Source organism: Streptomyces sp. NBC_01006, assembly GCF_045162725.1.
Classification (GTDB): Bacteria; Actinomycetota; Actinomycetes; order Streptomycetales; family Streptomycetaceae; genus Streptomyces.
Window position 1 is genome coordinate 137,985 of sequence record NZ_CP108700.1, and the last position, 20,702, is coordinate 158,686.

22 protein-coding genes and 3 pseudogenes are annotated in these 20,702 nt (G+C 69.1%); 9 read left to right on the forward strand and 16 right to left on the reverse strand.

Features of this window, described 5'->3' with window-relative positions:
* Positions 1–180: 180 nt before the first annotated feature.
* The 4 genes and pseudogenes from OG509_RS00590 to OG509_RS00605 form a co-directional block, all read right to left on the reverse strand.
* A complete protein-coding gene (locus OG509_RS00590) occupies positions 181–504 on the reverse strand; it encodes a plasmid stabilization protein (RefSeq protein ID WP_406179132.1) in 324 nt (107 codons plus the stop codon).
* A 90-nt stretch (positions 505–594) separates the two neighbouring features.
* Positions 595–1,008, reverse strand: a complete 414-nt coding sequence (locus tag OG509_RS00595; RefSeq protein ID WP_406179133.1) for an SRPBCC family protein — start codon at positions 1,006–1,008, stop codon at positions 595–597.
* A 103-nt stretch (positions 1,009–1,111) separates the two neighbouring features.
* A complete protein-coding gene (locus OG509_RS00600) occupies positions 1,112–1,369 on the reverse strand; it encodes a hypothetical protein (protein ID WP_406179134.1) in 258 nt (85 codons plus the stop codon).
* Positions 1,370–2,113: 744 nt separating this feature from the next.
* A pseudogene (locus OG509_RS00605) lies at positions 2,114–2,462 on the reverse strand (PRC-barrel domain containing protein).
* Positions 2,463–2,658: 196 nt separating this feature from the next.
* Here OG509_RS00605 and OG509_RS00610 point away from each other — a divergent pair.
* Positions 2,659–2,919 carry a DUF6479 family protein gene (locus OG509_RS00610; protein ID WP_406179136.1) on the forward strand — a complete coding sequence of 87 codons (261 nt, stop codon included), beginning with the start codon at positions 2,659–2,661 and terminating at the stop codon, positions 2,917–2,919.
* Positions 2,920–2,987: 68 nt separating this feature from the next.
* Here OG509_RS00610 and OG509_RS00615 read toward each other — a convergent pair whose 3' ends face one another.
* The 3 genes from OG509_RS00615 to OG509_RS00625 form a co-directional block, all read right to left on the reverse strand.
* Positions 2,988–3,386, reverse strand: a complete 399-nt coding sequence (locus OG509_RS00615; RefSeq protein ID WP_406179137.1) for a cofilin family protein — start codon at positions 3,384–3,386, stop codon at positions 2,988–2,990.
* Between the two features lie 17 nt (positions 3,387–3,403).
* On the reverse strand, positions 3,404–4,360 hold the full coding sequence (locus OG509_RS00620; RefSeq protein ID WP_406187438.1) for a TIGR03557 family F420-dependent LLM class oxidoreductase: 957 nt from the start codon (positions 4,358–4,360) through the stop codon (positions 3,404–3,406).
* A 215-nt stretch (positions 4,361–4,575) separates the two neighbouring features.
* Entirely contained in the window at positions 4,576–5,025 is a 450-nt protein-coding gene (locus OG509_RS00625; RefSeq protein WP_406179138.1) for an SRPBCC family protein, read from the reverse strand.
* A 248-nt stretch (positions 5,026–5,273) separates the two neighbouring features.
* Here OG509_RS00625 and OG509_RS00630 point away from each other — a divergent pair, with 248 nt between their 5' ends.
* The 5 genes from OG509_RS00630 to OG509_RS00650 all read left to right on the forward strand — a co-directional run bounded on the left by OG509_RS00630 (position 5,274) and on the right by OG509_RS00650 (position 10,965).
* Positions 5,274–5,540, forward strand: coding sequence for a hypothetical protein (locus OG509_RS00630; RefSeq protein WP_406179140.1), 267 nt, complete (start codon positions 5,274–5,276; stop codon positions 5,538–5,540).
* A 216-nt stretch (positions 5,541–5,756) separates the two neighbouring features.
* Complete coding sequence (locus OG509_RS00635; protein ID WP_406179142.1) at positions 5,757–8,267, forward strand: SpoIIE family protein phosphatase; 2,511 nt, start codon at positions 5,757–5,759, stop codon at positions 8,265–8,267.
* A 13-nt stretch (positions 8,268–8,280) separates the two neighbouring features.
* Positions 8,281–8,643: an STAS domain-containing protein gene (locus tag OG509_RS00640; RefSeq protein WP_406179144.1), complete on the forward strand. Its 363-nt coding sequence runs from the start codon at positions 8,281–8,283 to the stop codon at positions 8,641–8,643.
* A 125-nt stretch (positions 8,644–8,768) separates the two neighbouring features.
* The gene (locus OG509_RS00645) at positions 8,769–8,990 is read left to right on the forward strand and encodes a hypothetical protein (RefSeq protein ID WP_406179145.1); all 222 of its coding nucleotides are present in this window, start codon (positions 8,769–8,771) and stop codon (positions 8,988–8,990) included.
* 313 nt (positions 8,991–9,303) lie between these two features.
* Entirely contained in the window at positions 9,304–10,965 is a 1,662-nt protein-coding gene (locus OG509_RS00650) for a cytochrome bc complex cytochrome b subunit (RefSeq protein ID WP_406179147.1), read from the forward strand.
* Between the two features lie 9 nt (positions 10,966–10,974).
* Here the strand turns inward: OG509_RS00650 and OG509_RS00655 are convergent, their stop codons facing one another.
* Together OG509_RS00655 and ctaD are read right to left on the reverse strand one after the other, a co-directional pair.
* Positions 10,975–11,364 (reverse strand): cytochrome c oxidase subunit 4, encoded by a 390-nt coding sequence (locus OG509_RS00655; RefSeq protein ID WP_406179149.1) that lies wholly within the window; start codon positions 11,362–11,364, stop codon positions 10,975–10,977.
* Positions 11,361–13,025 carry a cytochrome c oxidase subunit I gene (ctaD, locus tag OG509_RS00660; protein WP_406179150.1) on the reverse strand — a complete coding sequence of 555 codons (1,665 nt, stop codon included), beginning with the start codon at positions 13,023–13,025 and terminating at the stop codon, positions 11,361–11,363. The genes OG509_RS00655 and ctaD overlap by 4 nt, the downstream gene beginning before the upstream one ends.
* 465 nt (positions 13,026–13,490) lie before the next feature.
* Here ctaD and OG509_RS00665 point away from each other — a divergent pair, with 465 nt between their 5' ends.
* Positions 13,491–13,742, forward strand: coding sequence for a DUF6213 family protein (locus tag OG509_RS00665; RefSeq protein WP_406179152.1), 252 nt, complete (start codon positions 13,491–13,493; stop codon positions 13,740–13,742).
* A gap of 10 nt (positions 13,743–13,752) precedes the next feature.
* Here the strand turns inward: OG509_RS00665 and OG509_RS00670 are convergent, their stop codons facing one another.
* Complete coding sequence (locus tag OG509_RS00670; protein WP_406179153.1) at positions 13,753–14,301, reverse strand: DUF5133 domain-containing protein; 549 nt, start codon at positions 14,299–14,301, stop codon at positions 13,753–13,755.
* A 929-nt stretch (positions 14,302–15,230) separates the two neighbouring features.
* On the opposite strand from OG509_RS00670, the gene OG509_RS00675 reads away from it, so the two are divergent.
* Entirely contained in the window at positions 15,231–15,503 is a 273-nt protein-coding gene (locus tag OG509_RS00675; protein ID WP_406179155.1) for a hypothetical protein, read from the forward strand.
* A gap of 381 nt (positions 15,504–15,884) precedes the next feature.
* On the opposite strand, the gene OG509_RS00680 is transcribed toward OG509_RS00675, so the two are convergent.
* The 5 genes and pseudogenes from OG509_RS00680 to OG509_RS00700 form a co-directional block, all read right to left on the reverse strand.
* On the reverse strand, positions 15,885–16,043 hold the full coding sequence (locus OG509_RS00680; RefSeq protein WP_406179157.1) for a hypothetical protein: 159 nt from the start codon (positions 16,041–16,043) through the stop codon (positions 15,885–15,887).
* Positions 16,044–16,067: 24 nt separating this feature from the next.
* Positions 16,068–16,283, reverse strand: coding sequence for a hypothetical protein (locus tag OG509_RS00685; protein ID WP_406179159.1), 216 nt, complete (start codon positions 16,281–16,283; stop codon positions 16,068–16,070).
* A 56-nt stretch (positions 16,284–16,339) separates the two neighbouring features.
* On the reverse strand, positions 16,340–16,963 hold the full coding sequence (locus tag OG509_RS00690; protein WP_406179160.1) for a sensor histidine kinase: 624 nt from the start codon (positions 16,961–16,963) through the stop codon (positions 16,340–16,342).
* Positions 16,964–17,030: 67 nt separating this feature from the next.
* Positions 17,031–17,358: pseudogene (locus OG509_RS00695) on the reverse strand (hypothetical protein).
* 73 nt (positions 17,359–17,431) lie between these two features.
* Positions 17,432–18,138, reverse strand: a pseudogene (locus OG509_RS00700) (IS5 family transposase).
* Positions 18,139–18,633: 495 nt separating this feature from the next.
* Here OG509_RS00700 and OG509_RS00705 point away from each other — a divergent pair.
* Complete coding sequence (locus tag OG509_RS00705) at positions 18,634–19,089, forward strand: hypothetical protein (RefSeq protein ID WP_406179162.1); 456 nt, start codon at positions 18,634–18,636, stop codon at positions 19,087–19,089.
* 839 nt (positions 19,090–19,928) lie between these two features.
* Here OG509_RS00705 and OG509_RS00710 read toward each other — a convergent pair.
* Positions 19,929–20,576: a DUF6082 family protein gene (locus OG509_RS00710; protein WP_406179163.1), complete on the reverse strand. Its 648-nt coding sequence runs from the start codon at positions 20,574–20,576 to the stop codon at positions 19,929–19,931.
* Positions 20,577–20,702: the final 126 nt, after the last annotated feature.

The window sequence follows — 20,702 nt, forward strand, 5'->3', positions numbered from 1 at the left end:
CACCGGTTGCCGCCCCTGCCCTACGACTGCTCGGGGCAGTCCTGGACCCCCATCCGCGTACCCAGCAGATCCCCCTGGCGGCGAGTGCTGCTGGGGCGGCCCTGCGCGCGGCCCGGCGACGCGGCGTCGGACGCCGCTAACGGGTCGTGGCCGGGGCCGCCGCTCGGGTCCGGCCGGGATTCAGCGGCCGAGGGCGCGCTTGAGTTCGGCCTTGTCCATCTTGGATCGGCCTTCGATGTTCCGCTGCTTCGCCTCGTTGTACAGCTGTTCCTTCGTAGGGCCCTGCGAGCCGCTGTGGGAGCGCTGGCCGCCGCGCTTGGAGGACGACATGTCCTGGAGGGAAGACCGGCTCGCGGTCTGCGACTCGCCGGAGCGGGCGCGTTCCTTGTTGACGGTGCGCGCGGCGATCTCCTTGGCGCGCTTGGTGCTCTCGCCGCGCTCCTCGGCGCTCTCCTTGATGTGCTCGTACTGGCGTTCATGCTTGGGACTGGAACCGCGGGGCATGGCCACTCCTCGACTCGTCACGTGCGGGTCCGGTGGCGGATCCACCGGACCCGCACGGCGCCTGCCCGGACGAGGACGGTTCACACCGCCTCAGCCGGCCACACCGTCGACGCGGAGGCGTACCTGCTCCTCCAGGCGGGCGAGGCTGCTGTCGAGGGCGTCGTTCGCCGCCCTCTCCCCGGGATCGCTCTCCCCCGTGAGGAACGAGAGGTGGACCGTCACCTCGGCGGGGCCCCCGTCGTGGCCGGCCACCTGGAGCCAGCCGGTGTACCCGCCGTTCTCCCTGGTCCCCCACTCAAGCCGCATCTGGTCGTTCCTGGCGCGCAGAACGGCTGCCTTGTCGTCCTCGACACCGTCCTCGCGCACGCTCACGGCGGGCAACTGGTCGGTGTGTACGTGCAGTTCGCTTGGGAGCCACTGGTCCATCTGCCCGACGTTGGACGCCTGGTCGAAGACGTGTTCCGGCAGCGCGGGCATCGTGCGGGAGCGTTCGTACTCGGTCATCGGATCGTCACCCTCTCCTCTTCCGCATGGTCTGTACCGGCGTCTGCCCGCCCCGGCTGCCCCGCACACGGGCCGGATTCCCTGCAACTGTCCGCCCCGATCGCTATGGTGCTGGGCCTGCGAGGCGGGTCTCCGCGCCGTGGATGACGCGGCCCCGGACTCCGCGAGGGGCGAGGGGCGCGGTCTCCGTGCCCGACCCGACCCGCAGCCCGCAGAGGAACTCCTCGAAGGCCTCCACGGACGTGCGGCGGGGCTCCCACGCGAGTTCCTCGTGCGCCCGGGTGCAGTCCATGAGCGGCAGGAGCAGCACGGCGTCGAAGAGGTCGGGAGAGGCCGGGACCAGATGCAGTCGCCACCCCACGGGCGGCGGCCCTGCACCCCCGCCGTCGGCGTTCGTGAGCGGGTTCAGGCGGGAACCCGGCAGGGCAGCTCGGGGTTGACGCGCCAACCGCCGAGGGCTCAGCGGATCTGCTCGTACGCTAGCGCTGGTCTCTACGGCGACGGATCCCCACCGCCACCCCGATCAGCAGGGCCGCCCCGGCCAGGAGCATAAGCTCCAAGTCGCGGGCAACGGCGTCGGCGCGTCCGGCTTTCGCCCTCACCATCGCGGGGACCGCGTCCTGTACGAGGCGTCCCGCGTCGGCGGTCGTCCTGCGCATCCGGGTGGCGGTTGCGCTCGCCTGGGCAGCGACCCATCGAGGGACCTCGGCCGCCCGGTGTCCGGCCGTCCCACGCGGGGGCGTGCGAGCAGACTCGTATTTCATGCGTGTGTAGCCTCTCTCTCGATCGCCGGCATGGCGCGGCCCTGGGCACGCGCAATGCCGCGGGTCCTGCGCGGAGCTCGGGCATCCGGCGCCTACCCGCCCGTCGGGTCATCACTCCCCGCCGAACCCCGCCGGGGCCGGTCAGCGTGGTGGGCGACTTCAACGACTGGCGGCCCCCGGTCCACACCCTCACGACACGCGAAGACGGCGAGCCGCTCGGCGGACCCGGGGCCGTGCCTGACGCCCTGCCCCCGCGCCCGGAAGCAGGACCGTAGCCCCGCGCCCCGTAGTTGGCCGCTCTCCGCGGCCGGGCGGGCGGCCACTCGGGTAGGGGTCGGCCGCTACATGTGCGGCTGACGGTAGTAGCGGGCGAACTGTTCGAGGTGGGTGGGCTCACCCGTGTGCTTGGCCTCGTCGAACTCGGGAGCGCCCTTGATCTGATCCTTCGTCCGGTCGACGTAGACCGTCTCCTCGGCAGTGTCGATCAGCCTGATCGTCCCGGCAGGCAGCAGGACGTGCTTACCGAAGATCCATACACCGGACGACCAGGTACGAGGCGCCGACCTCTTCGGAATGCTTGCTGATCTTCCCGATGCTGCCGTCGGTGGCCTCGACCTTGTAGCCGATCAGATCTACACCTTCCTGATGACCTGTGTTCGGGCGGTAAACCCAGATATCGAACTCACTCACAGCCAGGCCTCTCTCCGGTTGATGGCAGATTGCAGGGACTCTCCCGGATTTCACTGGCCGCGAAACGGAAGCCCGGATCTCCCACCCGGCTGCCCTGCTCTGCTCCGCGGCGCCGCAGCCTTCGAGGTGCTCGGCGTTACGCGCCCGTGCATCGGGGAAGGCGCGGGAAGCAACGAAGACGAGGAAAGGCGAACCCATGCTGACCCCAGTCGCTCTTCTCGGCATCGGCGTGATCGTCACCGCCTTGCTGATCTGCGCCGTGTGGTGGGGAATCAGGCGGCGCGCAGCCCAGCCGCCTCCGGGCAGTACGGCCACGCCGCGAGGCCCCGCACGTGACGTGCACGGACCTGAGGCCGACGGCAGAGCGTTCCCCACCGATGGGGGTCGTCGTACGACCCACGATTTCAAGGGATACGGCAATCTCGGTACCCCAGGCAGGGAAGACGATCAGCGATGAGGATCTGACCGGCACCCCGGTGCCGCAGACACTGCCGCGGAGGGCGGCGCGCCGTCTACAGAGAGTCTTCAGCCGGCAAGGGCGACGAGCCTTCGGTACTCCAGCTGGTCCGTCCGTCTGGCCGTGAGGTGGACTTGGACGTCCGCGAGGTACTCCTTCAGGGTGGTGTAGGCGTCGGTGTAGGCCTCTTCCTCAACTCCGGCATCCGCCGGCATCCAGAAGACCAGCAGCAGTTCGCGTCTGCGCTCCCCTCCCGGGGTGGCGAAGAACAGCTCGTGGACGACCAGGCGCGCCTCGTCCGCGGGCAGAGCCTCAAGCAGCTCCTCATGGGTCAGGTTGCTCTCCGCCTCCACCACCAGCCCATCCGCTTCCGCGAGGCGGAGGATCACGGTATTGATCTCCCGGGTCTCCTTCAGGTGCTGCAAGGCATCAAGGCAGTCTTCCGAAAGACCGATCGGGACGTTCACGGAGACCTCGCTTCGCCTCATCCGGTGAGGGCCGGTAGCACCTTGTCGCGGTAACCCGCGAAGAAGGCTTCGGAATCGGAGCCGATCTGCCCGATGTACACCTCTTCGAAGCCCGCGTCCACATAGCCGCGTACGGCCTCCACGTGCTCCTCGACGTCGTCACCGCACGGTACGTTCTCGGACACCTGGCGGCGGGTGACGAGGCGGCTCGCCTGCTCGAAGTGCGCGGGCGTCGGCAGGATCTGGTTCAACTCACCGGGCAGGTGTTCTGTGGGCCACAAGCGGTGTGCGGTGTCCACGGCCTTCTCCCGGTCCGCGCCCCAGCACACCTTGAGACCCCCGATCACGGGCTTGCCCTCGCCTCCCGCGGCCCGGAACCGCCCCATGGCCTCCTCGTCGGGGCCCATGAGGACGAACCCGTCCCCGATCCGCCCCGCGAGCTCCGCCGCCTTCGGCCCGAAGGCCGACACGAAGACGGGAAGCCGGCCGTGAGGAGCGGTGTAAAGCCTGGCGTTCTCCACGGTGTAATGCCGCCCGCGGTGGCTCACCTCTCGGCCGGTGAAGAGTTCCCGCATGACTTCGACGGCTTCCTCCAGCATCTCGGCGCGCTCCGCGTAGGGCGGCCAGCGGTCGCCGAGGACATGTTCGTTGAGCGCCTCGCCGGTCCCCACGCCCAGCGCGAACCTGCCGTCGAGCAGCCTGCTCGACGTGGCCGCGGCCTGGGCCGTCACAGCGGGGTGCAGGCGCGTCGTGGGACAGGTGACCAGGGTGGTCACGGGCAGGTCCACGGTCTGTGACAGCGCTCCGATCATGGACCAGACCAGCGGGCTGTTGCCTTGTGCGTCATTCCAGGGGTGGTAGTGGTCGGAGATCGCCAGGCGGGTGAATCCGGCGTCGGCAGCGCGGCGCGCCTGTTCCAGGAGCTGGCCCGGAGTGAATTCCTCGCAGGCCAGGAAGTAGCCGTATGACGTCATCGGTCTCATGCCTCCGGGATGGGGAGAACGGCCTCCTCGTCGGCGCGTGCCCCTGGCCCCGCCGGACAAACATCGCGGCCGGTCCCCCGGCCGACCGCCGCCGCCAAACGACGGGGAAGGTCCACATCCTCTGAGGGGCACTGCATCTTTGAGGTCCCGAGCGGGAAGGTCGTGACCAACGTCCGGCCCGGTAGTTCGGGGGTGAGAGGGGTGGGTCAGACACTGCCGCGCCAGGAGCCCGTCGCCGTGCCGCGTTCCTCGATGAAGTGCTTGAACCGCTTCAGGTCACCCTTGAGCTGCCTGTCGAAGAAGCCGAACTTGTCACCGATGCTCTCCGCCATCCCTTCCGGGTCGAAGTCCATCATCAGCGTCACCTCCGTACGGCCCGGATCGATCGGCCGGAACGTGACCAGCCCCGACTGCTCCACCTTGCCGCCCACGGTCACCCAGGCCACCTGCTCGTCCGGGACCAGCCCGGTGATCTCGGCGTCGAACTCTCGCTCCACTCCGGCGATCTTCGTCACCCAGTGCGTCATCGTGTCCGTGCGCAGCTCGATGCTCTGCACACCGTCCATGAACTGCGGAAAGGACTCGAACTGCGTCCATTGGTCGTAGGCCGTCGCCACCGGCACATCAACCTCGATCGATTCCGTCACCGGCGACATCAGGGCAGCCCCTTCACGACTACGTGATCCGCCGGCGGCGGCCGGCGGTGCTCGGTTCATCCCTCCCCGGTCCAACGCGCCTGCCCCACTCCACCACGCCCACACCACCCGCTCGGTACCACCCGCCTCGGTATGTCCCCGGCAACCGGCCCAGCAGACGGACCTTGGCTCGTGGACCCAACCGTTGACCCAACCGCCTCGAAAGGCTCCCTATGGTGCAACGGGATCCCCTCGATCACTCTGGATGCATGGGGTCGATCATCGTGTTGTTCGAACTGGAAATGGACCAGGCCATCGGACCGGAGGGCGTGGAACCGGTCGTACGCGGGGTCCACGCGGCGGGCGCGGACCCCGACGCGCCCGAAGACCCGCTCCCGCAGACCCTCTGCGGCCTGGAAACCGACGCGATGGAGCACTCCCACTACCAGCCCGCCGGGCCGGGCGAGCCGTGGTATCCCCCGGCACTCCACGAGCAGCGGTGTCATCAGTGCGAGGCAGGGCTCCGTATCCCGTGAGGGCCGGGGCCGGGACACGGCCCCGTCGCGGCCGGGAGGCCGGACCGTGCCCCGGTACCGGTCCCCTACCAGGGGCCGGCCCTGATACGACAGCAACGGATCCCGCAGGTCCGGCCAGTCGACGGAGGTTTCGCAACGGAGAGGAGCCATCCGCTCCTGACCGTAAAGGCGGCCGCAGAAGAGCCGCCCCAAGGGCGAGCGTGGCATGCTCAAGTTATGAAGGGCGATGCCGCGCCTGTAGGAGAGGGCGCCACACCCGAGGTGCTGGCGCTCGCCAAGGTGGTGGTCAGGCTGCGATCGGAAATCGCGGACCTGGAAGGCATAGCCGCGACCACGGCCGTCGTCGAGCGGGCCAAGGGTGTACTCATGGCCCAGGCAGAGGTCTCCGCCCACGCCGCGTACGAGATGCTCCTCGCCAATGCCCGGGAGCGGCGCCGCACCCTTCTCGAAGAATGCTGGATCACTTTGGGGCAGGCCCGCTCCGGCCCGCAGCCGGGGGTCGGTCCACTCGCCCGCCCCAGGACCGTCGGACCGCTGAGGGAGCGAATCGATTCAGCCTTCAGCCGCGAACGCTACGTCGTCGGCCGCCGCGATGCCGACACCGGGCTGCGCCCGCTCCTCGCCCGGCTCGCCGACGGCCTGGCGACTACGCGGGGCGGCGACGACATCGCGGAGCTGCTGCGGACCGTCCTCGGCTCCGCGGTCGGCGTGGACGCCGTTATGATCTACTCGCTGACCCCTGCTGGAAGCCTGGAGCTGGCCGGCCGCGCCGGCATCGACGAGGCGCTCGCCGAGCAGTGGCGCCACGTCCCCCCGCTCAGCGGCGTCGCCGCCCTGGAAGCGATCGCCGGGCGCCGGGCCCTGTGGCTCGAGGACCCGGCCGAGGACGGACGCCGCTATCTGCTGATCGGGAACCCACCTGACCGGTGGCCTGCGCGCGCCTGGCTTCCCGTACCGGGCAACGGGTCCCCGAAGGCGGCCATCGGCTTCCTGCGGACGGAGCCGGGCCCCTTCGCCGCCGACACCCGGGCACTGTTGCGCCGGGCGGCCCAGTTGTGTGCGGGCCGGCTCGGCGCGCCGGAGCGGCCGAGCCGCACTGACGAGGCCGACGGCGCCGTGACGTCCGTACAGCGGGTCCTGGACGCGCTGGCCGGGCCCGCGGTCCTGCTGAGCCCGCTGCGCTCGAAGTCGGGCGAGGTCGAGGATTTCCGTATCGACGCGGCGGCGCCCGAGTCGGTGGACGTGGCCGGGCGGCGCGGCAAGGAACTCGTGGGCCGTCGGATCCTGGAGACGTATCCGACCGTGGCGGGCACTCCACTGTGGGACGGCTACCTGGAGACTCTCACCACCGGAAACAGATACGAGGGAGAGCCCTTCACCTACGAGGAGGTGGTCGCCGGCGTCCCCCGGCAGTCGGTCTACTCGGTCCGGGCATCGAGGCTGGACGACCACTTGGTGGTCTCCTGGATCCGGCACGACACCAGCGAGCGCGAGGAGCGGCGGCTCGCCGACATGCAGCGGCTGGGGAACCTCGGCTGGGCGGGCTGGAACCTGACGACGGACACCATCACCTGGTCCGAGCAGGTCTACGCCATCTTCGACCGCGATCCCCGCGAGGGCCCGATGACCCTGGAGGAGCTGCCGCTGCACCTCCTGCCCGAGGACCTTCCGGTCCTGGGCGCAGCCGTCCGGCGGCTGCTGAGCAAGGGCGAGGCGATCAACCAGCCGTTCCGGATCACCACCGCGCACGGCGTGCGACATCTGCGGATCGTCGCCGAGACCCAGACGGACGCCGACGGCACCCCGGTCGAGGTGCACGGCTTCTTCCAGGACCTCAGCGCGCAGCGCGGCGCCGAACTCGCGCTGCTGGAGAGCGAGCGCGCCGTCCTGCTCCAGCGCGGCATGCTCCAGGCAGAACGTACGCTCGCCGCACGCCTCCAGGAAACCCTGCTGCCGATTCCCGAGCAGTCCCTGGAGCTGGCCGGCTTGTGCATCGACGTCGCCTACGTACCCGCCGACAGCGGGGTCAACGTCGGAGGCGACTGGTACAGCGCCATCGAACTCCCCGACCGGAGCGCCCTGTTCGTGGTCGGGGACGTGGCCGGCCACGGCCTGGCAGCCGTCGGCACCATGGCCCAGCTGCGATTCACCACGAAGGGCATGGCGGTGACCGGCTCCCCGCTGCCCGACGTCCTGCGCAGACTCAACACCCTCCTGCTCCACACCGCTTCGGACCCGTCCACCAGCGCCACCGCCACCATGGTCATGGCCCGGTACCAGCCCTGGGACCGGCGCCTGATCTGGGTACGGGCAGGACACCTGCCTCCCTTGCTGATCCGCGGTGACCGGGCGGGCTTCCTCGATCAGCCGCAGGGCAGCCTCCTCGGTGCCACCTTCGAGACGTCCTACGCACAGGCCGTCATCGATCTGCTGCCCGGCGACCATCTGCTGCTCTACACCGACGGCCTCGTGGAGGTGCCGGGCGAGGACATCGGCGACGGACTCGACCGGCTCGCGGCCACAGCCCTGCGCCTCCTTCAGGAGGGCCACGGCGATTCCCTGGCCCGGACGCTGGCCGCGCAGTGCTCGGACAGCCGGGACGACATCTGCATCCTCGACATCCACGTCCCGGACGACGCCGCGCCATGGCCCCGGGCCGCACGGCCTCGCGGAATGGAGAGGAATGGAGAGGAATGGACGCGAACACACCAGGACATCCCCGGATGAGAGAGGAGCCTCAATGGCCACGGCGAACGAAGAGCGCTTGACCGTCGGCGTCAAGTCCGTCCCGGGGGCCACGGTCGTGACCCTGTCCGGCGAGCTCGACCACGACACCGCAGAGCCCCTGCGGCAGGCCCTTGAAACCGCGTGCCAGGACGGCGGGCGGCTGCTCGTCGACCTGAGCCGACTGGACTTCTGCGACTCCACAGGACTGAACGTGCTGTTGCACGCCCGGCTCGCGGTCCAGGAAGCCGGCGGCAGCCTCGAACTGGTCGGCCTGCACCCACCGGTCGAGCGCATGTTCCGCATCACTGGTGCGGACCGGTTCTTCCAGGTCCACACCGATGTGGAAGGTGCTTTGGCAACTGCCCGGCGGGGGTAGCGGAGCCACGTGCACGGGCCTGCGATGGCGGCCAGGCCGCCGGCGGAAGCCGGCCGCCGGGGTGCGCGGACCACGTCGCATCCCGCGGTGCCGCATCCACCGGGGAACCGGGGCGGTGAGAGCTTATGTCCGAGTGCAAGCGGCCCGACTATCGCACCGGCCACCGCGGCCGACACTGGACCCACGCTCTGCGCAGTGCCCAGAAGGCCGGGGCCGTGATCGTCACCGACGAGACCCTCGAACCGGTCGCGTACGCCCACGACGGAACCGGACCCGGCCGTTTCCGTCCCTGGGTCACCGCATCCGGCGTCCGCTACGACAGCCACGACGTCCACCCCGAGTGGTGAACGGACCGCCGTGCGTGTCCCCCCGCCCTCCGGCACGGTCGCCCCCGTGCAGGGTCGGCGGGCGTTCTCGGGAGTCCCAGCATGGCCGGGGCGTCGCGGGCGCGGCCGTCGAAGGCAGGGCGCAGTCCGCCCACACGCCCTCGGCCTCGCGGCAGAAGATGTCCGAGTCCGGAACGAGTAGGCTGCGGTCGCTTCGACGTCCAACCGTGCCAGCCGAACACGTGGTTTCCAGGGTCCCGGTCGCGTGGCTCCCCGCGGAGCACGCCCCGGGGCGGCATGCTCCGCGCAGAAGACCCGACGGGCGGAGGGCGCAGTGGCGCGGAACAGGACACAGGCCCGCGTGGCGCGTCGTGCCGGACGGGCGGCGCGCCGTTCGTTCCGCCGGCTGGACGAACGGCTGCCGCTCGCCGAGGTGACGAGGGGCGCCGTACGCAAGGCCTTCCCGGACCACTGGTCGTTCCTCCTCGGGGAGATCGCCCTCTACAGCCTGATCGTCCTGCTCCTGACCGGGACCTGGCTCACGTTCTTCTTCCAGCCGTCGATGCGGGACACCGTCTACGCCGGTCCGTACGCCCCGTTGCGCGGGCTACCGGTCTCCGAGGCGTACGCCTCCACCCTGCGCATCAGTTTCGAGGTGCGCGGCGGACTGCTGATCCGTCAGATGCACCACTGGGCGGCGCTGGTGTTCGTCTTCGCGATCGGCGCCCACCTGCTGCGCGTCTTCCTCACCGGTGCGTTCCGCCGGCCGCGCGAGGCGAACTGGGTGGTGGGGGTGACCATACTGGTGCTGGCGCTGGTGGAGGGCTTCGCGGGCTATTCCCTACCCGACGACCTACTCTCCGGTACCGGGCTGCGGACCGCCCAGGGGATCATGCTGTCCGTGCCGGTCGTCGGCACGTACCTGTCCTTCTTCGCCTTCGGGGGCGAGTACCCGGGGCAGGACATCGTCTCCCGCCTGTACCCGGTGCACATCCTCCTGGTACCCGGTCTGCTGGTCGGGCTGGTCTCGGTGCACCTGCTGCTGGTGGTCCACCTGAAGCACACCCAGTGGGCCGGACCCGGTCGTACCGGGCGCAATGTGGTGGGCAAGCCACTCTTCCCGCACTACACCGCCAAGTCCGCCGGACTGCTCTTCCTGACCGGTGCCGTCCTCTCGGGCCTCGGCGCGCTCGCGCAGATCAACCCGGTCTGGGCGTACGGCCCTTACCGTACGGACGTGGTGTCCTCGGGTTCCCAGCCGGACTGGTACGTCGGTTTCCTCGAAGGCGCGCTGCGCCTGATGCCAGGGTTCGAGACGCGGCTCTGCGGCCACACGCTCATGTGGAACCCGCTGTTTCCCGGTGTCCTGCTGCCCGGACTGCTGTTCACGGGCGTGTACGGGTATCCGTTCTTCGAGCGCTGGATCACCGGTCAGCGCGGTGAACGGCATGTGTGCGACCGGCCCAGGAACCGCCCCGCCCGCACGGCCCTCGCCGTCGCCGCCGTCACCCTGTACGCGGTGCTGCTGCTGGCGGGCGCCCAGGACATCGTCGCCTTCATCACGGAAATCCCGGTGCAGGCCATCACGTGGACCTTGCGCTGCGCGGTCGTGGTCCTCCCGCCGGTCGCGTTCTGGCTCACCCGGCGCCTGTGCCTCGCACTTCAGGCCCGGGACGCCGAGGTGCTGCTGCACGGGGTGGGGAGCGGCGAGGTGCGCATGAGTGTGGAAGGCGGCTTCGAGCCCCTGCACGTGCCGCTGCCGGCCGCGCAGCGCTACGTCAGCGCCGTGTACGAGGTGCCCGCTCCCTTGCCCGAGGAAGCGGACGGCCCGCTGTCGGCCGGGCGGAGGTGGGCGGGGTGGCTGCGCCGGGCGCTCAGCCGCTGGTACCGCGGCAGCCGGCTGCCGTCGCCGTTGACAGCGGAGGACCGCAGGCGGGTGGAGGACGTCATCGCCGGACCGGATCAGCCGGACCGGGAGCCGGCGGACCGGAGCTGAGCAGCCGGCTCAGGAGTCGGGCGCGCCCCCGCGGAAGACGAATCCGAACACCCCGGGCGCGAGGAGGCCGAAGCCGATCAGTGTCAGCCACAGACCTTGTGCGATTCCGAGGCCGATCAGCGCCGTTCCCGCCGCCGCGACCACGGGGGCGTAGCTGCGCGCGGGGAAGAGGAAACGGCGGTCGCCGCGTTCGGCCACTTCCGCGTTCTCGTCGTCCTCGGGCCGTTCGCCGTCCCGGCCGAACTGCCGCCACAGGAAGGCGGCGACGAGGGCGGACATCAGCAGCGAGACCATGAGTGCGGCGATGCCCGCAGGGTCGTCGGACAGCGCCGCGTAGACGCCCCCGGTCAGCGCGAAGAACACCGCGACGCCGGTGAAGAGCCAGGCCTCCGCCCTCATTGCGGTCTCACCTCGGGGTGGTGCAGATCGAAAGCGGGCGAGTCGGAGCGGATCCGAGGCAGCGCGTGGAAGTTGTGCCGTGGCGGCGGGCAGCCGGTGGCCCATTCCAGGGACCGGCCCCATCCCCACGGGTCGTCCGATGTGACCCGTACGCCGTGACGGCCGGTTCGCCAGACGTTGTAGAGGAAGGGGAGCGTCGAAAGACCCAGCAGGAACGCCCCGATCGTGGACAGCGTGTTCAGGGCGGTGAATCCGTCCGCGGCCAGGTAGTCGGCGTAGCGCCGGGGCATGCCCTGCTCACCCAGCCAGTGCTGGACCAGGAAGGTGAGCTGGAAGCCGACGAACAGGGTCCAGAAATGAATCTTGCCCAGTCGTTCGTCGAGCATCCGACCGGTGAACTTGGGCCACCAGAAGTAGAAACCGGCGAACGTGGCGAAAACGATCGTGCCGAACAGTACGTAGTGGAGGTGGGCCACCACGAAGTAGCTGTCGGTCAGGTGGAAGTCCATCGGCGGGGAGGCGACGAGCACCCCGGTCAGTCCACCCAGCAGAAACGTGACGAGGAATCCGATGCACCACAGTATGGGCGTCTCGAACGACAGCGAACCGTTCCACATGGTCCCGATCCAGTTGAAGAACTTCACGCCGGTCGGCACGGCGATCAGGAACGAGAGGAGCGAGAAGAACGGCAGCAGCACCGCGCCGGTGGCGAACATGTGGTGTGCCCACACCGTCGCCGACAGACCCGTGATCGCCATCGTGGCACCCACCAGCGCGACGTACCCGAAGATCGGCTTCCTGCTGAACACCGGCAGGATCTCGCTGACCACGCCGAAGAACGGCAGCGCGACGATGTAGACCTCGGGGTGGCCGAAGAACCAGAACAGGTTCTGCCACAGCAGCGCCCCGCCGTACGCCGCGTCGAAGACGTGCGCACCGAGCTTCCGGTCCGCCTCCAGGGCCAGAAGGGCCGCGGCGAGCACGGGAAAGGCCAGCAGCGCCAGGATGGAGGTGAACAGCACGTTCCAGGTGAAGACCGGCATCCGGAAGAGGGTCATGCCGGGTGCGCGCAGGCACACGATCGTGGTGATGAAGTTGACCGACCCCAGGATGGTGCTCAGGCCCGACACGGCAAGGCCCATGATCCACAGGTCAGCGCCGATGCCCGGGGAGTAGGCCGCTCCGTTGAGGGGCGCGTACGCGAACCATCCGAACGCCGCTGATCCGTTCGCCGTCAGGAACCCGCTCACCACCATGAGCCCGCCGAACAGGTACACCCAGTACGTGAACGCGTTCAGCCGCGGGAACGCGACATCGGGCGAGCCGATCTGGAGGGGCATCACGGCGTTGGCGAATCCGGTGAACGTGGGGGTGGCGAACAGCAGCATCATGATGGTGCCGTGCACCGTGAACAACTGGTTGTACTGCTCGGACGAGACGATCTGGAGCCCGGGACGCGCCAGCTCCGCCCGCATCAGCAGCGCCAGCACTCCCGCGAACAGGAAGAATCCGAAGGCCGTGACCAGGTACATGTATCCGATCACCTTGTGGTCGGTGGTCGACAGCAGCTGCTGCACGCGGGCCCCGACGGCGGCTCTGCGGTGCGCCTCGGCGGCCTCCGCTGCCTCCGGAGGCGCTGCACTCTCCTCGACCGACACCATGGGCCTCCTCGCAGGACGCGCGTCGGCCGCCCCGTCGTCAGCCGCTCACCAACCCTGGCAGCCGCAGGGCCCTCCCGGCTGTAGGCGGACGGCGAGCCGTGCCACCGTTAGCCGAGTGCCGGACAAAGGCGCCCCGGGCCGACGAGCAGTACGTCCCCGATGCCGGCGTCCGCATCACCCTTGCGGTCTCAGCCAGCGACATCAGCTGCACGACTACCCGATTCCCGTCATCACCTCGTGTACTCGTCGGGTCATCGATCCTCCCGACGCTGGAAGGGGGCCTTGCGCTGGAACGTCTACCCGCCGTCGCCCGGGGTGAGCACGGGCTTCGGTGCCCGGGCCTTGGGGATTGGCCGCGTGCACTGCGGGTACGCGCTTCTCGACGACTCTTTTGCGGATGCCTTCGCCGTTTCCCGCAGGCAGGGCGCGATCACCCACCGACACACCCCCACCGGAGGCGGTCTCATGATCAACGTCACGATTCCGCTCATCCCGGGCGACGACGGCGTTCCGCTGATTCCCGCCGACCAGGTCACCGCCCTGCTGCGCACCATCGCCGTCGACTGGATGCAGTCGGCGGACGCCGGCGAGCCGGGGGTGGACCGTCAGACCGTCGACAGTCTGGCGGGCGTACTGGACGAGCTCGCCGACAGCATCGACGTGGAGTGCATCGCCTTCGCGTCGGCCCCGCAGGGCTGGGGGCTCGGTGGGGAGTGACGCGAAGCGGTCACTCTGTGCTGTCGGCCGGCCCGGACGGGGGTAGCCGGTGAGCGGCGGCCAGCTGTTCGGCGGCGCGCAGGGCTCCATGTGCGTTGCGCTGCCCCATCAGCACGCACAGGGTGTACGCGGCGTCCTCCAGCTCGGCGCGCTGCGCGGGATCGCCGGGCGCGCTCAGGGTGCGGCGGCGCGCGGCCCGCAGGTGGTCAAGGTGGCCTCTCAGAACGAAAGGGGCAGGCAACAGCGCGGCGGCCTCGGACGGCAGCGGCGCCGGAGGTGTCTGGGCATGGCCGATCTCAGTGCGCAGGACCCGTTCGAGCGCCGGATCGGATTCCTCGGCGAGGTTGTAAGCCGCAGCGGCAGCACGCGCCATGAGGGGGAGGGTGGTACCCGCCGTCAGGGCCGCGTTGAGGAGGATGCGGCGCGCAGTCTCGGCGGTACACGGCACCAGCGCCATGACCACCCCCGTAGCGCGTCCGAGGACGGCACGGGGCGTGACGGCATCCGCGGCGACCTCTTCGCCGAGTGGAGAACGGTGGTGCGCCGGTGTCTCGTTCATCCGCCCGCTCCTCGGGTCCGGTGGAGGTGAAGCCGCTGTCTAACACCGGCGTGCCCGCCTGCCGCCGGTACACGCGGCGGCTGAGAGTAATGGTCACTCGATCTGATGAGCCGGGGCCCTCGCCATTGCCCCCACGGGTGACGCTGCCAGTCCTGCCAAACCCGGAATACACCGCCCGGAACCGGACCCCGGGCATGATCCCGCCTAGTCGTTCTGCTGACCATCCTTGCTTGCCGTTCTGGCGGTGGTTGCGTCGCTCCGCTCCTCCTTGTACGTAGCCGCTGGACGCCCCCTTTGAGGAAGCGGCGCGGCCGTGGGCGTCAGGCGTCAACCCCATCCCACGGGATGCCGGCTGCACTGTGCGCCAGATCGTCAGCCCACTCATGCTCGTCTCAACCGGCGTCGGCCAAGTGGGAACCCATCGCAAAGAGCGCCCTGCACGCCATCGAACGCGCTGGCGCCCTGGATGCGTTCGATGAGCACGGCGAGCAACTCCCCGGCGAATGGGTCGACATCACCCACCGGATCCGCACCGTCTGCGCATATTTGCCATGCACACGTCAGCAATCTTAGAGTCGGCGCATTCTGATCATTGACACTGGAGCCCCGGCCACCATACGCATCCAACGACTCGTCACCGCCACGACAGCGGTTCTGCTCTCTCTCACGACACTGACCGCGTTCGGGAGCGACACTGGAGCCAGTTCTGTCGATGGCTCCCTGGGCATTCCGACACCCGCGAAGAACGGCGGCGCCGACGGACTGCCCGACCTCGAAGGGAGCGGCAAGACCGGGCTGCCCAAGGCGGGCTCGATCGCAAAGGCCGCCCAGATCCGCACGACGACGACTTCTTCCCCGGCGACGAGACGTACGACCAGAAGTGGGGCGTCACCGAGCGCGGCGCCTGCGGCAGGGGAACCCGCATCTTCATGTTCAAGGACCTGAAGACCTTCCAGGCCAGGTACAAGGCCGAACTCGACGAGGACCGCAAGGAAAGCCCGAACAAGGGCCATCGCGGCAAGTTCCTCCTCGGCCAGGACTTCGCCGTCCTGCCCGACCAGAAGCCCGTCATCCGCAACGCGATCAAGCCCGGCGGCCTCCTGATCCTCAACTGCCATCCGGACTTCAACCCGCCCAGCGGCTACCGCAAGGACCCCGCACTCGTGAAGGGCTGCGTCCTGACCAACTACTTCGAAGACTGATCCGCCACTCCACGCCGCGGCGAGCCCATCCGCGACGAGCGGGCGCTGAGCGGGCCGGAGGAGCCGGCGGCGCCTGCACGGCGAGCGTGTTCAACCGTTCCCCCACAAGGTCCAGAAGCTCGGCCAGTTCGGCAGGCAGCGGCGCCGTCCGCGCCTCAGCCTCGTCAAGGTGCGGCCCCGGTCATCCGGCGGTCCGGGGGGCGAGCGCGGTCCTGGGCAGCGTATCTCGCCGACCTGCGATGTCCAACGTGCCGATCACGGAGGGGGGCTTGCCTGCAGACCGGTCAATGTGACTTCGTTGAAGCATCGCGGGAATGGAGATCCGCCATGAGTTGTCGGCGTAGGCCCCTGAACTCCCCAGCCGCGTACGGATGAACGTCCTCAGAGGTGCTCTCCCCTTGGACTTCGTCCGGTAGCAACCTCGTCGGCGGCGAAGGGCATGGCCGCGAGGGCTTCGGCTCCCAGGGACCGGACCTCGGCCAGCAGGCGGGCGTTGGTGATGCGCTTGACCAGGTAGCCCGCGACGCCGACCGATGCCATCTCGGTGCGCGGGCCCTGGTCGCCCTAGGCGGAGAACGCCAGGACGCGGACGCCGGGGACGGCGCGGATGATCTGCTGGGCGGTGTACGGGCCTCCACCGGGGAAGCGCACGTCGAGCACCACGACGTGCGGCTGTCGGGCGGTGGCGAGTCGGATCGCCTCGTCGACGTCGGCCGCGCTGCCGGCCAGGGTGAGGTCGGGCTGTGCCGCGACGACCTCTGCCAGCGCCGCGCGCAGCATGGTGTTGTCGTCTCAGATCAGCACCCGCAGGGGGCTCCCGGGCGTGGGGGGCTGCGTCACGACGGCTCCTGGGGGGCAGTACGGGAGTCGAAGGTCCTGACGGGTCCACCGGGCAGCGGTTCGTCCAGTACACCGGTCGGCAGGTCGGGCACCCAGAATTCCACGGTGGTGCCGGTGCCGGGCTCGCTGCGCAGTGTCCACCAGCCTCCGGCGGTCTCGGCCCGCTCCCGCATCTCCATCAGCCCGAAGTGCTCGTCCAACCTGGGGGCGACCGCCGGGTGCCCGGTCCCGTCGTCGGCGACATGGACCAGCAGGCCCCGGTTCTCGGTGGTGACGCTGACCCGTACGGTGCGTGCCTGGGCGTGCTTGCGCACGTTGAGCAGCGCCTCCTGCACGATGCGGAAGATGGTGATCGCGGTCTCGGGGGCCGGCTCCTTCGCCAGGTTGTGTTCCAAGGACGGCTCAAGACCCCAGCTCCCGGCCACCACGTCGTTGAGGTGCTGGGACAGCGACTCGACCAAGCCGTGCCGGTCGATGCCGGGGGGCTGGAGCCTGAAGGTGAGGTTGCGCAGGCGGCCCACCGCCTCGCGCACCGACTCGTCGAGCTGGGAGAGTTCACGCGCGTAGTGCTCGCAGGCCTGGTCGGCGAGGAGCTCCAGCCGCATGCCAACGGCGACCATGGCCTGGATGGCCGGTGAAAATCGACGTTGGTCTTGCTTCGCCCTGTGACGGTGACTAGGGCGTGTTCTAGAAGTTGCTGGTGTGCTGGGTGGGTCGTCCGGGGAAGTCGCGGGCGGCCATCCAGATGGTGAGGTCACGGGCGATCTGGTCGATGCTGGTCTCGGTGGCGACTTCGTGTTCGCGGCGGGTGGTGTCGCGGCGGACGACGTCGTAGCCGCCTTCGTCCAGGACCGCGACTGAGGTGACCAGGCCGGGTCGTCCTCGTCGGGCTGGATGACGACGAAGGTGTTGTCCGAGGCATTGAGGTCATCGATAAGCATGAACAGCGCGTCCTCGGACGGGTCCTCGATGTGGTCGCCGCTCTCGCTCTCGGCCGGTAGTACGCAGCCCCCATCGGCCCTGTCTCCCCTCAAACCGCTGACCTGATCGCGGCCAGAATGACATGCCGGACAGACACTTCCGGCAGGTCACAGCCATTCGTTGATCGCGGCGATGAGGACGGTTGCTTCGAAGCGAACCGCGAGCTTGTCGAACCGGGTGGCCACCGCCCGGTTCCGCTTCAGCCGGTTGATGCCGCACTCGACCGCGTGCCGGGCCTTGTAGTCCTCGCGGTCGAAGGCCGGGGGCCGCCCGCCGGTCGTGCCACGGCGCTTGCGGTGGCCGGACTGGTCGGCAGGTTCCGGGATCGTGCAGAGGATCCCGAGCCGACGCAGATAGGCACAGTTCGCGCGCGATGAATACGCCTTGTCGCCACGGACCCGCAACGGACGAACCCGTGGCTGGCCCAGTCCGAGGCGAGGTACCCGGATGGCTTCCAACACGGCTGCGAACTGCGGGCTGTCTCCCCACTACCCTGCTGTGACCAGCAGCGATAACGGCTTCTGCCCTTGTTCACAGGCCAGGTGAATCTTCGTGGTCCAGCCGCCGCGGGAACGGCCCAGGCCGTGATCGTCGGGTTCAGCCCGCCGGCCGCCCGGCGGTTCCTTCTGGGTCTCGCCGTCGCGCCGGGCACCGGCCGCATTCTGATGGGCCCGGCAGAGGCCCCGGTCCGCACCCGCCAGCGGATCCCGTCGATCAACCGCCGCCGGCATACCGACGGCCTGCCCAACACCGTGACCGGCAACAACGCACCCAGCACCGCCCACTGGTCATCTGAAAGATCCCCTCGCCCCACACCGAGATCATCACGGCACGAGGCGAGACACGGACCCCAGTTCTAAAACACGACCTAGCCGCAGCCTCATACAGTTCCGCCCGCGCCACCTCGCCATCGCCGGGCAGAACCGTGAGCTCCGCGGCATCGGCCACCATCGCGACTCAACTCATCCCGGTGACACCGGCTACACCGCATCAGACCGTCCCCGCGAGCCGTTCCTCGCTGGCCTGAGCAGACCAGAAACAGAACACGGCCCGGAAGGGCACCGGGCCGCGGTTTGCTGCACAAGCACCTGCGGTGTGCGGTGTCGCAATGCGGAGAGCGAGGCGGGGCTTGCGCTGCTCGACCACGGAACGTCGGACCGACCGCTGCGCCGGAAAGTTTGACCCTCTGACGGAAGGAGTTCAGGGCGCGATCATCTCGGCTTCTTGTGTGATGTGAAATATCACATCACACAAGGCGGGTTGATGGCCCGTCACGCACCGACGAAAACACAAAGGAGAGCACGTCCCCATGAACCGCTTAGCCCTTCTCGCGGTCGGCGTTGCCGGCCTGACCGTTCTGGCCGCCGGCCCGGCCTCCGCGACCCCCGAGGCCGCCGCCGACCAGACCGTGACCACCTGCGGGAACTCGGGCCTCCAGGCAGGCCTGCTCACCCGGCTGTGCGCGGAGGTCACCGGTAACGCGGTGCAGTTCTATGGCAGGGTCAGCCTCGCCGGGCCGCCCTCTCCCGGCAGCCCGACGCCGGCCACAAGGGAGCTGTCCACCACGCTGTCCGCCGAGGTCCTGGGCGCCGGCGCCCCGCCCCTCACGCAGGACAAGCCTGTCGTCTTCACCACCACGACGCTCGAGGTGCGCGGCCCGGCGAGCACCGTCCCCTGTGGCACCACGGTCCGCGGCACGTTCGGCGTGGCCTCCTTCCCCTGGTCGCCCCAGCCGGTCGTGCACGAGGTCACCCTCACCTGCTGACGCCCGGCCACCCGGCAGACCCGTCACGGTCGGCCCGGCGACTCGCCCGAGCGGGTCGCCCGGCCGGTCACACCGCCCGTAGACCGTTTGGCTTGGTGGCGCGGTGCGCGGGCACCGCAGGCTCCGCAGCAGGCGCTGCCTGGCCGGGGGCTGCGCCGGTGGGGAGTGGTGGAGGAGCGGGAGCGGGCGGCGGAGCCGGAGACGCGGGGCCGTGGGGAACCGGGGCGCCGGGCGGGGTGGTCAGGGCGCGCAGGACTTGGCCGACCATGCAGCCCGCGAGTGACCGGACAGGGGTTGGGCAGCAGGTGGTTCGGGATGAACCGCCTGCGGGGTCTGGTAGTTGGGGCGATCAGTTTCCGTGCGGGCTCGGCCATGCAGTGCTCGTTGGCAGGGGCCCTCTCCAGCGAATGCGGAGGAGCCGTCGCCCACCCCGAAAAGGAAGGCGAGCATCAGCAGAACGGTGGCAACCGTCAGGGCCACCCCCACGTCACCGCTGAGCGGCCGGGGAGGGCCAAAGGGTTCTTCGTCCGGCGGTAGACGACGTATGCGACCCTCGACGCCCTCCAGAACATCCTGAGGTACTGGACCGGCATCTGCACCACCTGCCACCACCCCCTCCCCGACAGACCGGGCTCCACCCAAAGATCAAGAAGGACCTAACGGAGTCCTATTAGGCGTGAAGCCCCCGATCAGAGAGCAACCTTGAAGATCTTGAAGAAGAGGCCTTCCTTGCCGGACGGACGCCACTCTGGTTCACCCAATTCCCAGACCTCAAAGAATGCAATCAATCCCGACGTGCTCGCCATCACACCGCGGGGGCTGTGCCCTACACAACGAGATCACTCACCAGGAATGAAAAACTCGTGATCCGAGACTGGAGCTCCTGCATCCCTGGCCTGGCGATACACCTCATCCATGATCTCCACGAACCGCAGGCGACGCGGATCCTCCAGCGCAGCCATATGGTCACGCCACATGGAACCGCTGTTCTCCCAATGCACTCGTGCCACTTCCCCGCGGAAGTGCGCCCTCAGCACCACGCGCAGCGCGCCGTCATTCAAGCGCCCCAGGTGATGATCACTGGCCCACATGCTCACGATCAAGTTCGTGACGATGGCCTGCTTCCACCTGGCCTCAGTCATCGGGACCCTCGGCGGCTCCCAACAACGGAGCAGCGCCGAGTCGCCCAGCGTCACCATGGTCAGCTCCCGGTGTCCCGCGCGGAACGTCTGCTCCCCTTCGATGCGAGCCTGCTTCGCCTGGAATGCAATCGACGTGACGACCCCGAGAAGGGCTGCAGCGGAGATCACTAGCGATACAGCGCCATACGACTGGCTGATATCACTCAACCGACCCCAATCCAGGGTCTGTGGTGCAACCAGGTTTAAAACGAAGGGTGTTACTGCGACACAGGATACGAAGACGATTAGCGCACCGATCCATATGAGAGCGCGACGAGCCACTCGTAACCCGGAAGTGCCTGCCATCCCACGACCCCCTTCATCGACGGGCGCTCGCCGGGCCAGTCGACACGCTCATACCGCCCGGCCAACAAACTGAGAGCATGTCAAAGCTCCTTTACCACGACAACCCTGGCAAGAGGCCCGGCATCG